The sequence below is a fragment of the Floridaenema evergladense BLCC-F167 genome (genome assembly GCF_041929205.2).
Classification (GTDB): Bacteria; Cyanobacteriota; Cyanobacteriia; order Cyanobacteriales; family Aerosakkonemataceae; genus Floridanema; species Floridanema evergladense.
Genome location: NZ_CM171625.1, coordinates 1,882,649 through 1,896,106, shown reverse-complemented (window position 1 = coordinate 1,896,106; position 13,458 = coordinate 1,882,649). Strand labels below are relative to the sequence as shown.

The window sequence follows — 13,458 nt, the reverse complement described above, 5'->3', positions numbered from 1 at the left end:
AGTTAGATGCGAAAAGAGTATCACAAACTGGTAAGAGATAAAATTCCTGAAATCATTCAGCAAAGTGGGTTGAAATGTGAAACTTTAACTCTTTCTGAATCAGAATTTCGGCAAGCTTTACGCCAGAAAGTAGTGGAAGAAGCGCAAGAAATAGCGGCATCTGATGAAGAAAACTTAATAACAGAATTAGCTGATATATATGAAGTTATTGATGCAATTATAGCAACTTACGGGATTAATCGGGAATTAATTATTGCTGAACAAATACGCCGTCGAAACGAACGAGGCGGTTTTCAAAAACGGATTAAACTTTTGTGGACTGAGTAATTAAAATGGGTGCAAATCGAGTTAGAGTTGGGAAAGATAAAGCTGATTTAGTGAAAGCTTTGACTTTGGGAAATGATACAACTGGGCCTTTTCAAACTTATGCAGATGCGATCGCATTTGCTGCCGCTTTAGGTGCGAAAAGGAAGAAGCGGGTTGCTTTGCAGGAAGTTTCTAAAAAAGAACCGGGTGCGATCGCGCAAGAGATTTTCATTTCTAGAGGGTACGATCGATTAATTAAATTATTAGCAATATCCGAAACAAAAGACATTAATATTATTTCCCCCAATGACGCAGAAGCAGAAGAAACACGCATTGCAATTTTTGAAGAATACGCCAATGGCGGATTAGAAATTTTGCAAGAAGAATTGCGAGGTGCAGCTGATTATACCGAGAGGTTGCTGTTAATGATGATTTCCGAAAGAGATCAAAAAAATCAGCCGGAAGGAGAATTTAACCTTAGTAGATTTTTGTAATTTAGATCCCCGACTTCTTCAAGAAGTCGGGGATCTGGTCTACTTTACAAATCAATTTCATCAGGATTAATACCCTGAGAACGCAGGTATTCGGCTAATTTTTCAGCGCGTTGATGTTCTTGTTCAGCGCGTTGGCGTTCTTGTTCGGCGCGTTGACGTTCCTGTTCAGTTCGTTGACGTTCCTGTTCTACTAATTCCACCGCCCAAGGTAAAATATTTCCTGCTGCATCCCACCAGCGTAACCAATAACCTGTTCGTTCTTCTTTTTTACCTCGCCAAACTCCTAAAAATAGGTTCATTTCTGCTAACCAATGACGACCTTCTTCATCAGGAAATTCTAATTCATAACGTCCATTTTGTAAGCGATATAATTCTAAAAGTCCGGTAGGAGGTTCAAAAATTGCATAAATTGGAACTTGCAAAATGCGTTCGTAAAAAAACCATTTACCAGGGGGAAAAGTTGGTTTAACCGAATATTCTCCGCCATCGGTATCTGAGAGAAATTCCATCACAACGTAGGGATTTTCTCCTTCTAAATTTGGGGTGTAACTTTTGCGATCGCCCTCCGACTCCCCAGCTAAAAGCGATCGAACAAAAACCCAATCCGGCGCTTTAATCACCAACTCACCATTAACAGTAGCGCAAAGACCAAAATTGGCAGCAATTAACATTTCTGGTTTAATAAATCCCACCAATTCCAAACTTTCTCGTAACGCCCCTGCAATTAAAGGTTGCCCAGTATTTTCCACAGGATTATCTTCCAACTTAAAATCATCAGGTAACTTCTCCCAAGTAACAGTCAAAGTTGCTAATTGATTACCTTGTTTTCTCTGAGTAGTAACCATTTTTTAACCTCCTATAATATACTGTATTCATCTTTGTCAAAAACCAAAAATCCACAAAAACATCTGCGTTCATCTGCGGTTTAAAACCCTAACTCAACAAAACAGGCAACCCCACCTTTCGAGGTTCCACAAACTTGCCATTAAAACCGATCGCACGATCCTCAACCGTCCTCGCCTCCGCCACAGCGCGACGAATTTCCGCCCGTTCCATATCATCCTCAACCCCGCCAACCAAATAAACAATTAACTTCGCCGCCAAATCCCTCCCCGACACCAAAACCCGCTTTTTATTAGCATCAAACAAAATCCCATACCACAAAGATTGAGGACTTTCCATATTACTAAAACCCCCATCAGCATCATACTTTTGCAACTTTTCAAACACCGATTCTAACGAAAAACCCTTTTTAAAAACCAAAATTCCCAAAGCTTGAAACAAAGCAATTTGCCCCACCGGACGAAACAACAAATTACCCTCACCAGCAGGTTTTTCAAAACTAAAACGGCGCAAATCAGTAGTTTCCGTTCCCCCATATTCCAACCGTTCAAAACTCAGCAGATTCGCCAAATTATCAAACACATATTTAAAATTTTCTATTCCCTCTTCTAATTCATCATCTTCAGGACGTAAAGGAATTAAACCCTTTTTTTCTAAAGGTTTCCAATGGGGAAATTTATGCTGCAAATAGCGTTCCGACATCTCCTTAAGTGCTTGCAAAGTTGTTAACACAGTAGACTTCGCAGCAACAGTTGCACTATCCCAATTAACGCGAGGATTTCTACCTTTAATATCCTTCAATAAAGGATGAGTAACTGCAACTTTTCTCGCCACAATTGAGAAACCATCATTTTCATCTAATTGGGCTAATTGTCCTTTAGTTAAAGGTACTGCCATTAAGTTAACATGAACAAAGATCGATCGCACTCTCCGCCTAGCTTCCTCATAAGTTTCCCCCGGAATCACCGCCGAAATAAACTCAATTCCAATCTTTTCCTTAGCCAAATTTTGCAAATAAACCGGGTCAACTTGATACTGTTCCCGCAAATCTTCAATAGTAATCACACTACCCGAAGGTTTCTTATCTTTTTTATAACGGGGAAGCTTTCCTGTTTGCAATAATTCCATCAAACCTTGCACGCCCATTAAGCGATGTTGACCATCTAAAGCGAAGATTGTCACATCAGGAGAAACATCCAACAAACCGACTTTATTATCTTTATCCAAAGGCATAAAGTTAGCCGCAGATTTCATCGCCCTTCCCTCATTATTCCATTCATTAGCATGAGGAATATCGACCCAAGGTTGATTAATTACTACTAAAACTGGGGGAAATTTGTGATGTTTTCTTGCTGCTAAATATTGCGCCAGAGAAGCTTGGCGAGTCCAATCTAACGGACGTTGTTGAATTTCCTCAATGCTTTCTGCGTCAATTTCTACATTTTCCGTGTGGGAGTCGAACTTTTGCCGCAGCAAAGGTAAGCGAGAGGCAAAACGAACGCGACTGGCGAACCATTCCAGAGTAACGGAACCAATATAAGCTTCACTACCCCCCATTTCGATTTTTTGTACCAAAATTTGGTCATTTCTGCCCAAATATCGGTCAAGTAGGAGGGCTATAGCTTGTTTCTCCTGATTTTCTCTCTCCAAAATTTGACTCGCCAAGTCGGTAGCGGGGTTGTTATTCATGGGTTAGTTTTTAAGTTACTGGTTCTGATTTTAAAAAAAATCTGGTTTGAAAAAATATGTGTAAACTTAGTTTTTTAAAACTTAGGGATATGTAATACTAAGATAGTAGCGAAATATGCTTATATTGCATAAAATCGTAAATATGTCAATACGTATTGTTACTAAAAATATGACCCAGACACCAACTAACAGTAATTCCTCTGATAGATTAGACCGCATTGAGGTGATTTTAGAACGGTTTATCGAACAAAGCGATCGCAATATCACCCAATTAGCCCGAGAACAAACTATCACCAACCAGGTATTAAGGCAACTAATTGAAACTCAAATTGAAACAGATAAAGCGATAAACAAAATGGTAGAAATTCAGGCATCTTTAGCCGCAGAACAAGAGAAACAAGAGAGACTTTTAGAATATTTAATCCGGCGACTTGAGGTGGGAAATGGTTAAAACTGCGATCGCTAACTTTGAATATATTTTACCTGTAATTCGGGGCATTCAAGCTGGGCGCGAGTATTATGTTTCCATGTGCCCAGTGCGAATTTTGCCGAAACTTTTCCCCTTAGATGATGAAGAAATGCCTCCAGAGTTACGGGCGAGTCGCGAGATTAATTTAGCACGAATTCCCGAAATAAGTCAATATATTTTAAAACATCCAACTACTTATATATTTTCAGCAATTACCGCTTCTATCGATGCAGAAATTGCATTTGAACCAATCGGAACGGAGGCGGAAGAACGGAAAATTGGACGCTTGCGAGTGCCAATGGATGCGCGATTTTCGATTAATGATGGCAAGCATCGGCGGGCAGCATTGGAGTTAGCATTAAAGGAGAATCCTGATTTAGGATATGAGACGATCGCACTAATTTTATTTTTGGATATTGGGTTAAAGCGATCGCAACAAATGTTCTCGGATTTAAACCGTTTTCCCGTAGTGACTGACTCTTGTTTAAATATACTTTATGACCAGCACGATCGCACCGCCGAATTAGTTCGGGAAGTGGTGAAACAAGTTACAGTTTTTCGCTGTTTGACTGATACTGAACATAGTGTTTTGTCGGCGCGATCGGGGAAGTTATTTGTGATCGATCGGATTTATAATGCTACTATTAATTTGTTGGTTAATTCTCAGCATCTCCCTTTGTCTCAACAGCTAGATTTAGCAGTGCGGTTTTGGAATATTGTCAGCGATAATATCCCTGATTGGCAACAGGTTTTATCTAAAAAAGTGGCGGCGGGAGAAGTACGAAGAGATTACCTTCATTGTCATCCAGTGGCGCTTTTAGCTTTGGGTGAAGTTGGGGCTTTTTTGCTTTCTTTGGATGGTTGGGAGGGTTATTTGCAGGGGTTGAAGGGGATTGATTGGTCACGTTTTAATGGGGATTGGCAAGGGAGGATTTTGGTTAAGGGCGGGTTTTCTAAGTCTCGTGATAGTGTTAGTTGGTTGCGGGGGTATATTTTGCAATGGTTGGGTTTGGGGGATAAATGAACCGCAGATGAACGCAGATGAACGCAGATGTTTTTGTAAGTTTTTGGTGGGCGGATTAGGTTCTTTTTTAACCACAGATGTCCACAGATGAACATAGATGAAAGATGAGGTAATTTTGTTTTGATTCGGGGTTTATTGATAAGGTGTTTTTGGAGGTAAAAATGGTTGAAGGGCAAGAGTCGGGAAATAAGAATTTAGCTTATTATTGTGAGCGTTTTGCTCAATTAAATCCAAGTAGGATCAAGAAAAAACAAAGTGGTAATGCTCCTTATAAACCAATATTACTTTTATCGGTCATCGAATTAATTAGCCAAGGTACTATCTCTGATAATCACATTTATATTTCCGATGAACTAATTAATACATTTAATAAATACTGGAATTGTTTAGCATCTAACTCAGCTTACAGAGGTGGTCTACATTATCCGTTTATTCATTTAGAGAGTGAAGGATTTTGGCAAGTAGAATTTAAACCAGATTGTATAAAAGGTAGAAAACTTGACAGTACGAAAGCACTAAGAGAAGCTGTTGAGTATGCTACCCTAGACTCTGAATTATTTACTTTAATACAAGACCCAATTGCCGTAACCAGATTAATAGATGCGTTGATAGACGCTTGGTTCTCATCGAGTAGAGAACAAATTGAGGAGATTTTACAGGTTAATCAAAATTTACAAGAAATTACTCAGGAAGAAATAAATATATCAGACTCAACAATTAACTTTCAAGAACAACCAAGAGTAGTTCTAAAAAAGTCTTTGGTTAGAAATGCGTTCTTTCGTAAGGCCGTTGTACAGATATATGATTATAAATGTGCATTTTGTCGAATGAAGGTTATAAATTCGCTTAGACAAAATATTGTAGATGGCGCACATATAAAACCATTCGCAGAATTTTTTGATAGCAGAGTTAACAATGGTTTGTCCCTATGTAAAAATCATCACTGGGCTTTTGATCAAGGATGGTTTAGTATCGACGATGAATATAGAATTATAATTGCCAGTGATTTAGAAGAAGAATCGCCAAACGCTAAACCTATGAGAGATTTTCAGGGAGAACTCATCGTTAGACCTAATTTCGAGCAATATTTTCCTAGCCTTGATGCGTTACAGTGGCATCGTTTAAATCGGTTTAGAAATTAACTAATGGGGTGTATTTTATGGTAGAAGCACAACAGATGTCACTATTTCCGCCACGCACAGTTGCCGAGTTGGTAGAAGATATAGAAAGAATAAAGAAAGAAATTCAAGACTTATATTGTTTGGATGAAATGCCCTTTATTTTAGGGTATTCTGGAGGAAAAGACAGCCAAACAGTAGTGCAGCTTGTGTGGTATGCTATTGCAGATTTACCACCTGAAAAACGCAAAAAAAAAATATACGTAATTACGACTGATACTTTAGTAGAAAATCCCATTGTTTCCGCTTGGGTAAAAAAATCTTTAGAGCAGATGAAATTTGCTGCTGAATCTCAAAAATTACCTATAGAACCTCATTTACTTTATCCCGATATTAAAGATACTTTTTGGGTAAATTTAATAGGTAAAGGTTATCCGTCACCCCGTAATAGATTTCGTTGGTGTACTGAACGCCTAAAAATTCAACCTTCTAACAGATTTGTTCGTGATGTAGTAAGGATGAATGGAGAAGTAATAATTGTTTTAGGTACTCGTAAGGCTGAAAGTACTACAAGAGCAGCTTCAATGGAAAAACATAAAGCAGGTCGAGTTAACGATCGCATTAATACTGCTTCAATTAAATCAGTGCTATATCATAGCCCTAGCCTTCCTAATTCTCTGGTTTATAGTCCAATTCAAGATTGGCGCACTGAAGAAGTCTGGATTTATTTGAATCAGTGGCAGAATCCTTGGGGAATTAGCAACAAAGATTTATTTAGTATGTATCGAGGTGCAACAGCAGATAATGAATGTCCTTTAGTAGTAGATTCTTCTACACCGAGTTGTGGAAGTTCGCGTTTCGGCTGTTGGGTTTGCACAATGGTAAATCAAGATAAATCTATGGCGGCAATGATTCAAAATGATGAAGAGAAAGAATGGATGCAGCCTCTACTAGATATTCGTAACGAATTAGATGTAGAAGATGATTTTGATAGGCGTGATTTCCGACGCATTTGGGGTCATGTTCAACTGTTTGAACGTAGTACTGAAGATAACAAGAATTTAGTTGAACCAATCCCCGGCCCATATACTAAATATTGGCGGGAACATTGGTTAAGAAGAGTACTCGAAGCACAAACCCAAATTCGCAAAACCGCCCCCCCAGAAATGCGCGATATCACTTTAATAACTGAGGAAGAACTCAGCGAAATTCGCCGCATCTGGCTAGAAGAAAAACACGAATTTGACGACAGCTTACCCCGCATCTATGAGGAAGTCACAGGCGAACCCTTCCAAGACACCCGCCCAGGAGTAGAAAGAAGATTACTCGGAAGCGACGAATGGGCAGTTTTAGAAGAAATATGTGAAGATCAAATGCACTTAGAACTGATGGCGAAACTATTAGATACCGAACGGCAATATTACACCAAAACTCGCCGTACCGGAATCTATGACACCATAGAAAAATCCTTCGATACCAGTTCTCGCCCCAAAGAAGAAGCAATAGAAAACGCCCACTACCAACGTCACTTAAAAAACGCCGTCGAATCCCTCAAAGAAAACGCCGAAAACATCCACCAAATCAGACCAGTATTAAACGGCGAAACTCCCGAATTAGACAAAAAAGACGAAGAAAAACCAACAACAGAAGACAACGAACAAGGCAAACAACTATCTTGGGCAGACCTAAAATTTAAAGAGATGGGGGGATAGGGGGATGGGGAGATAATTTAACTACATCTTCAACTCTCCCCACCTCCCCAGTCCCCAGTCCCCAGTCCCCAATCCCCAGTCCCTAAAAACCGTGATTTTCCTCGAACTTTCCTTAGAAAACTTTGGCCCTTACCTGGGAAAAAACATCATCAACTTGCGCCCAGAAAATGATGGCGAAACTCGTCCAATTATCTTATTTGGTGGCATGAATGGCGGCGGAAAAACCACCCTCATGGATGCCATTCGCCTCACCCTTTATGGAAATCGCGCCCAATGTTCTACCAGAGGCAATTTAAGTTACAGCGAATTTCTGAATCAGTCAGTACACCGCAATACCTCACCTACAGAAAACACCCGCATTGAATTAACATTTGAACATATCGAAGAAGACAAACCGAAAATTTTTAAAGTCGTCAGATATTGGACAAAAGAACCTAAAGACGGCAAAGATACATTAGGAATTTTGGTTTATGATGATTATCTCAACGAATGGTGGCCCGACAAAGCTTTAACAAACGCTTGGGATGAATATATCGAAACTCTTTTACCTTTAGGAATTTCTAATCTCTTTCTTTTCGACGGCGAACAAGTGAAAGAACTCGCCGAATTAGAAACACCTCCGCCCTTAGTTGTGGATGCAATTCGTTCCCTTTTAGGCTTAGAATTAGCCGAACGCCTCTCAGTAGACTTAGATATATTAGTAAGCCGCAAACGCAAAGAAATTGCTGGCGCAAAAGAACTCGCCACCCTAGAAAAATTAGAAACCAAATTTAAAGAATTGATTGTCGAAAGAGACAACGCCACCCAAGAACAAGGAAGCTGTCAAACACAATTAGAAGACAAACAAAAAGCCTTGCGACTAGCCGAAGAAAAATTCATTTCCGAAGGTGGAAAAATTGCCGGAGAACGCAATCAATTAGATCAACAACAAACCGAACTCAAAGAACAAGCCAACACCACTCGGCAAACAATGGTAGAATTAGCCGCCGGAGTATTACCATTAGCCTTAATAACTCCGCTGTTAAACCAAATTCAAACTCAAGCCGAAATTGAAACCCAACAACAACAGGCAAAGATAGAAAAAGAAGCCTTACAAAAGAGAAGCGATCGCCTAATCCAATATATCACCAAACTTGACCTAAAAGCCAAACAAATCGAGCAAATCAAAACCTTCCTCGACCAAGAATACCAAGAACTAGAACAAGCCGCCAGCAGTAGTGAAAAACCCTGGTTACAAGCCGACCTAGAAGTAATAGAACAACTAGAAAACCTGCTGAAATACGAACTAAAAGCCAAAGAAGAAATCGGCGCAGAAAAAATCAACCAACTCAAAGAAATTGAGAAAGATATTGAATTTTTAGAGAGACAATTAGCGATCGCCGCCTCCCCCGAAATCTACGAACAATTACAAAAAAATGTGCGCCTAGCCCAAAAAGAATTAGCCAAAGCCCAAGCCGCCAAAGAAATGGCAAATCGGCGCGTCGAAGAAAGCAAAAGAGAACTAGAAAAAACCCGCAAAGAAATCGAACAATACAGCCAAGAACACATCAAACTAAGAAACAATCAACATATCATAACTTCTGCTGCCAAAGTACAAAATACCCTCAAACTATTCAAAGAAAAACTAACCCTAAAAAAACTCAACAAACTAGAAAAAGAAGTAACCCAATGCTTCTGTTATTTGTTACATAAAACTGATTTAGTTCATCGCATAGTAATAGACACCCAAAGCTTCAGCCTTTCCCTGTATGACACCGAAGGAAAAGCCGTACCCAAACATCGGTTATCTGCTGGAGAAAAACAACTATTAGCCATCTCATTTTTATGGGGATTAGCGAGAGTATCAGGGAGACATTTACCAGTGGCGATCGACACCCCATTAGGAAGATTAGACTCCTCCCATAGACAAAACTTAATCGAGAGGTATTTTCCCGCAGCCAGCCATCAAGTAATCTTGCTTTCTACAGATACAGAGATAGGAAAAATAGAGGTAGAGAACTTGAGGAAATTGGAAGCGATCGCACGAGAATATCTATTAAAATATGATGCAAGCGATAGACAAACCAGGGTAGAATTAGGGTATTTTTGGTAGGAGTAGTTAAAGAGGAAATAAACCGCAGATGAACGCAGATGAACGCAGATGGAAGATCAATGATATTACTGAAAAGATAATTGGGTGTGCTTTTAAAGTTTCAAATACTTTGGGGTGTGGATTTTTAGAGAAAGTATATGAGAATGCTTTGGCACACGAGTTGCGAAAAACCGGATTACAAGTGCAAGCCCAATATCCAATCAAAGTTTATTATGACGGAATAGTAGTCGGTGAATTCATAGTAGACTTACTAGTTGAAGACTGTGTTCTAGTAGAACTCAAAGCCATCAGAAACCTAACACCGAAAGAAGATGCTCAATGTTTCAACTATATCAAAGCCACCCAACTAAACCTATGCCTACTAATCAACTTCGGAAACCCCAAAGTTGAAATCAAACGCATCGTCAAAAACTTTTAAACCAAATCCACATCTGCGTTCATCTGCGTTCATCTGCGGTTAAATAAAAAAAGCCAGAAAACCCCAACAAAAAAACATCAACCACATCTGCGTGCATCTGCGTGCATCTGCGGTTAAATAAAAAAGCTATGGAACCCCCAGTAAACACCATCAAACTATCCCAAACAGCTAAAGATCAACTACTAAAACTGCGCCGCCACACCAAAATAGACCAATGGAACATCTTATGCCGTTGGGGATTTTGCCGTTCCCTAGCTGAACCAAGCATACCCTCCCCCGTGCCCATTCCCGCCGATAGCAACGTCGAACTCACCTGGAAAGTATTCGGCGGCGAAATGTCCGACATCCTCATCCTCGCCCTCAAACAACGCTGTCACAACGATAAACTCGGAACAGACAAAGAAACCCTCGCCCACCAGTTCCGCCTCCACCTCCATCGAGGTATTGGCTACCTAGCAGGCGATCCCAATATTAAAAAGATAGAAGATTTAATTGCGATCGCCACCAAAAAGTGACTAGTTACCGGGTACTAGGGGCTGGGATAGATTTGAATTCTTTGCTCCCCTGCTCCCCTGCTCCCCTGCTCCCCTGCTTCAACTATGGGCGGGGAGAGAATCGAACTCTCATTCCCTCACGGGAGCTAGATTTTGAGTCTAGTGCGTCTACCAGTTTCGCCACCCGCCCTTGGATTCAGCTTTATTACTATAGCGCATAGTCTCACCTTTTAGCAAGCCCTGATATTCTTTACTACTTGCCCAGCGATCGATCTCCCTAGCCCGCAACACAGGCACCGGATGAGTCAAATTCACCGTTTGCGCCTCTTTGAGCATTTGCCCCAGTTCATTATTGCTAATGTCATCGTAAGCCCTTGCTTGAGCCAAAAACGCATCCAAATTCAACTGTGAAGCTAAACTTGGCGAACCACCCGCCAACTTCATCAACAACGAACTCACCACGCGGGGATCTTGAGTCGCCAGCAACGCCGCTCGATCGCAAGTAAACTCCGCACACCGTAACCACTGCAACATCTGCTGCTGTAACCCTTGTGCCAACATCGCACCCCAGCTAGGTAACTGCGCCGCAGCTAAGACGATGATATTGGCGATCGTCAGATAAACCCCATGATCGCACTTCAAATGACCCAACTCATGAGCAATCACCGCTTGAATTTCCGGTGGTGAAAGCAACTCCAGCAAAGAAGTATGCACCACAATAAACGGCTGTTTCCCCCGCATCGCAAAAGTATAAGCATTGGGTACTGGATGCTGGCGTACATAAAGCTGAGGCGGTTCCATATCCAGAACTTCACAAGCCTCTAACAGCATTTTGTGAAATTCTGGCAACTGTTTCTCACCCACCAGCACGCTAGCCGCAATATTTTCTAAATAAAAAAACTGTTCAGCTACCGGACCGAGTAAATTTCTCACCATCAAATCTATCCCAGGCAACTGCTTAATCGCCTGAGTTGCTTCTAAATCCAGAGGATGACGAAAATGATCTGCTTTTAAACCGAGTAAAGTAGTTTTTGGGGAAAACATGAGGCGAACTTCTTTGTAAACAACAAAATTTTATTTATAAATCTGCATTATGGGAAAAGATTGACTCTTCCTGAAAACATCTTAGATCCCATAACTAATTTTTATCCAAATTCCCATCAATCACGCTCCAAAGTAAAAGGGTAGCCTTGTCAAAGCTACCCACAATCTTTTGGTTTGGCAACCAACTTTTATCCAGCTAAAGTAGACGAATTCAACTTAGCTGATTCATCCTCGGTTTTCCCTTCTGCCTGAATCCGGCGTAAGCGGGCTCCCACTTTTTGCAGTTTCATCTCTAGATTTTCATAACCTCGATCGAGGTGCTGTAATCCTTTGATAATCGTTTTACCTTGCGCTGCTAACCCCGCCAGCACTAACGCTGCCGAAGCCCTTAAATCCGTTGCCAAAACAGGCGCACCGGACAATATGGGTACACCACGCACGATCGCATGATTACTCTTAATCCGAATATCTGCACCCATCCGATTCAACTCTGCTACATGGCGCAAGCGATTCTCGAAGACAGTTTCGGAAATTACGCTGTCTCCTTCGCTCAAAGTTAGCAAAGCCATAAACTGCGCCTGCATATCCGTAGGAAATCCCGGATAAGGCAGGGTTTCAATATCCGTAGCACTCAAGCGTTCTCTGGCAACTACCCGTAAGCAGTCAGACCCTTCGGTAAATACCTGGACACCGATCGCTCGCAGTTTAGAAATTACTGCTGTTTGATGATCTGGAATTACAGGAAACAAACTGAGATCGGAATGGGTAATTGCTCCTGCTACTAAAAAAGTTCCGGCTTCAATTCGATCGGGAATGATACTGTATTCCGTAGAGTGGAGGCTCGGAACCCCATCAATCACGATGGTTTTAGTTCCTGCACCCTTAATTCGAGCCCCCATTGCTCTACAGAAATTCGCTAAATCCACGACTTCTGGCTCTTGAGCCGCATTTTCGATCGTGGTTTCTCCTTCCGCTAACGTCGCTGCCATCATGATTGTCTCAGTGGCACCAACGCTGGGGTAATCCAAGTAAATGTGGGCACCTGTTAAGCGACGGCTTTTGCCTCGAACATAAGCATTAACCATCCCATGCTCGATTTGTACATCTGCCCCCATTAACTGTAAACCCCTGACATGAAGATCTACAGGTCTGGCTCCGATCGCACAACCACCCGGAAGCGGCACCTTTGCCACCCCTAGCCGCGCCAGCATTGGCCCCATTACAAAAAAACTAGCCCGTAGCTGACTAACTAATTCGTATGGTGCTTGGGATTGGCTGATCTCCTGGGCGTTGATGTCTAAAACGTCCCCATCTTGTTGTACCTTCACACCTAAAGCTGACAGAATCTCGCCCATCCGCCTCACATCCATCAATGACGGAACGTTCCGCAAACGGCAATCTTCTGAACAAAGCAGAGCACCCGCCATAATCGCTAGGGCTGAATTTTTCGCCCCGCTAATTCTGACCTGCCCTGAGAGGGGAGTGCCACCCAAAATTTCTAAAACCGATTGGTCTTCTTTGGTGTTGGCATTAGTGTCGGTTAAACCAGTAACGCGAGTAATTGTCCTGTCCTCCGAATTACTTCACAATTCGTGCGTCTTCATCTAATTTTGGTTAAGATTCTACAGGAAACATACCAGATGTCTATAATCGACAAGTTTTTTTTATAACTGGGGACTGGGGATTGGGGACTGGGGACTGGGGACTGGGGAACAAGGGGACAAGGGAAATTTAACTCAAAACTCAAAACTCAAA

13 protein-coding genes and 1 tRNA gene are annotated in these 13,458 nt (G+C 41.4%); 9 read left to right on the top strand and 5 right to left on the bottom strand.

Translation table 11 applies throughout. From position 1 onward, the window contains the following. The first annotated feature begins 6 nt into the window (after positions 1 to 6). Complete coding sequence (locus ACE1CA_RS09075; protein WP_413276565.1) at positions 7 to 327, top strand: nucleotide pyrophosphohydrolase; 321 nt, start codon at positions 7 to 9, stop codon at positions 325 to 327. Positions 328 to 332: 5 nt separating this feature from the next. Continuing rightward, positions 333 to 800 carry a DNA phosphorothioation-associated protein 4 gene (locus tag ACE1CA_RS09070; RefSeq protein ID WP_413276564.1) on the top strand — a complete coding sequence of 156 codons (468 nt, stop codon included), beginning with the start codon at positions 333 to 335 and terminating at the stop codon, positions 798 to 800. 44 nt (positions 801 to 844) lie between these two features. On the opposite strand, the gene ACE1CA_RS09065 is transcribed toward ACE1CA_RS09070, so the two are convergent. Further along, a complete protein-coding gene (locus tag ACE1CA_RS09065) occupies positions 845 to 1,645 on the bottom strand; it encodes a DUF874 family protein (RefSeq protein WP_413276563.1) in 801 nt (266 codons plus the stop codon). 88 nt (positions 1,646 to 1,733) lie between these two features. After that, on the bottom strand, positions 1,734 to 3,332 hold the full coding sequence (locus ACE1CA_RS09060; RefSeq protein ID WP_413276562.1) for a DGQHR domain-containing protein: 1,599 nt from the start codon (positions 3,330 to 3,332) through the stop codon (positions 1,734 to 1,736). A 169-nt stretch (positions 3,333 to 3,501) separates the two neighbouring features. Between ACE1CA_RS09060 and ACE1CA_RS09055 the strand changes: the two genes are divergently transcribed. From ACE1CA_RS09055 to dndE, 7 genes are all read left to right on the top strand, one after another. Then, positions 3,502 to 3,783, top strand: a complete 282-nt coding sequence (locus ACE1CA_RS09055; RefSeq protein WP_413276561.1) for a hypothetical protein — start codon at positions 3,502 to 3,504, stop codon at positions 3,781 to 3,783. Next, positions 3,776 to 4,825: a DNA sulfur modification protein DndB gene (gene dndB / locus ACE1CA_RS09050; RefSeq protein WP_413276560.1), complete on the top strand. Its 1,050-nt coding sequence runs from the start codon at positions 3,776 to 3,778 to the stop codon at positions 4,823 to 4,825. The genes ACE1CA_RS09055 and dndB overlap by 8 nt, the downstream gene beginning before the upstream one ends. A gap of 161 nt (positions 4,826 to 4,986) precedes the next feature. Continuing rightward, entirely contained in the window at positions 4,987 to 5,967 is a 981-nt protein-coding gene (locus ACE1CA_RS09045) for an HNH endonuclease (RefSeq protein WP_413276559.1), read from the top strand. A 17-nt stretch (positions 5,968 to 5,984) separates the two neighbouring features. After that, a complete protein-coding gene (gene dndC, locus ACE1CA_RS09040; RefSeq protein WP_413276558.1) occupies positions 5,985 to 7,655 on the top strand; it encodes a DNA phosphorothioation system sulfurtransferase DndC in 1,671 nt (556 codons plus the stop codon). Positions 7,656 to 7,746: 91 nt separating this feature from the next. Next, positions 7,747 to 9,747: a DNA sulfur modification protein DndD gene (gene dndD, locus ACE1CA_RS09035; protein WP_486517728.1), complete on the top strand. Its 2,001-nt coding sequence runs from the start codon at positions 7,747 to 7,749 to the stop codon at positions 9,745 to 9,747. A 28-nt stretch (positions 9,748 to 9,775) separates the two neighbouring features. Continuing rightward, positions 9,776 to 10,165 carry a GxxExxY protein gene (locus ACE1CA_RS09030; protein WP_486517727.1) on the top strand — a complete coding sequence of 130 codons (390 nt, stop codon included), beginning with the start codon at positions 9,776 to 9,778 and terminating at the stop codon, positions 10,163 to 10,165. A gap of 128 nt (positions 10,166 to 10,293) precedes the next feature. Beyond that, a complete protein-coding gene (dndE, locus tag ACE1CA_RS09025; protein ID WP_486517726.1) occupies positions 10,294 to 10,680 on the top strand; it encodes a DNA sulfur modification protein DndE in 387 nt (128 codons plus the stop codon). Between the two features lie 85 nt (positions 10,681 to 10,765). Here the strand turns inward: dndE and ACE1CA_RS09020 are convergent. From ACE1CA_RS09020 to murA, 3 genes are all read right to left on the bottom strand, one after another. Then, positions 10,766 to 10,849, bottom strand: a tRNA-Leu gene (locus ACE1CA_RS09020). Beyond that, on the bottom strand, positions 10,828 to 11,703 hold the full coding sequence (locus ACE1CA_RS09015; RefSeq protein ID WP_486517725.1) for a M48 family metallopeptidase: 876 nt from the start codon (positions 11,701 to 11,703) through the stop codon (positions 10,828 to 10,830). The genes ACE1CA_RS09020 and ACE1CA_RS09015 overlap by 22 nt, the downstream gene beginning before the upstream one ends. Before the next feature lie 188 nt (positions 11,704 to 11,891). Beyond that, positions 11,892 to 13,265, bottom strand: coding sequence for a UDP-N-acetylglucosamine 1-carboxyvinyltransferase (murA, locus tag ACE1CA_RS09010; protein WP_413275384.1), 1,374 nt, complete (start codon positions 13,263 to 13,265; stop codon positions 11,892 to 11,894). Positions 13,266 to 13,458 lie beyond the last annotated feature (193 nt).

What these genes read in the sequence shown, in the direction of transcription:
- dndC (WP_413276558.1), top strand. Translation starts at nt 5,985, where the DNA reads ATGGTAGAAGCACAACAGATGTCACTATTTCCGCCACGCACAGTTGCC.
- ACE1CA_RS09055 (WP_413276561.1), top strand. Translation starts at nt 3,502, where the DNA reads ATGACCCAGACACCAACTAACAGTAATTCCTCTGATAGATTAGACCGC.
- dndE (WP_486517726.1), top strand. Translation starts at nt 10,294, where the DNA reads ATGGAACCCCCAGTAAACACCATCAAACTATCCCAAACAGCTAAAGAT.
- ACE1CA_RS09075 (WP_413276565.1), top strand. Translation starts at nt 7, where the DNA reads ATGCGAAAAGAGTATCACAAACTGGTAAGAGATAAAATTCCTGAAATC.
- ACE1CA_RS09015 (WP_486517725.1), bottom strand. Translation starts at nt 11,703, where the DNA reads ATGTTTTCCCCAAAAACTACTTTACTCGGTTTAAAAGCAGATCATTTT.
- ACE1CA_RS09060 (WP_413276562.1), bottom strand. Translation starts at nt 3,332, where the DNA reads ATGAATAACAACCCCGCTACCGACTTGGCGAGTCAAATTTTGGAGAGA.
- dndB (WP_413276560.1), top strand. Translation starts at nt 3,776, where the DNA reads ATGGTTAAAACTGCGATCGCTAACTTTGAATATATTTTACCTGTAATT.
- ACE1CA_RS09030 (WP_486517727.1), top strand. Translation starts at nt 9,776, where the DNA reads ATGAACGCAGATGAACGCAGATGGAAGATCAATGATATTACTGAAAAG.
- ACE1CA_RS09065 (WP_413276563.1), bottom strand. Translation starts at nt 1,645, where the DNA reads ATGGTTACTACTCAGAGAAAACAAGGTAATCAATTAGCAACTTTGACT.
- ACE1CA_RS09070 (WP_413276564.1), top strand. Translation starts at nt 333, where the DNA reads ATGGGTGCAAATCGAGTTAGAGTTGGGAAAGATAAAGCTGATTTAGTG.
- ACE1CA_RS09045 (WP_413276559.1), top strand. Translation starts at nt 4,987, where the DNA reads ATGGTTGAAGGGCAAGAGTCGGGAAATAAGAATTTAGCTTATTATTGT.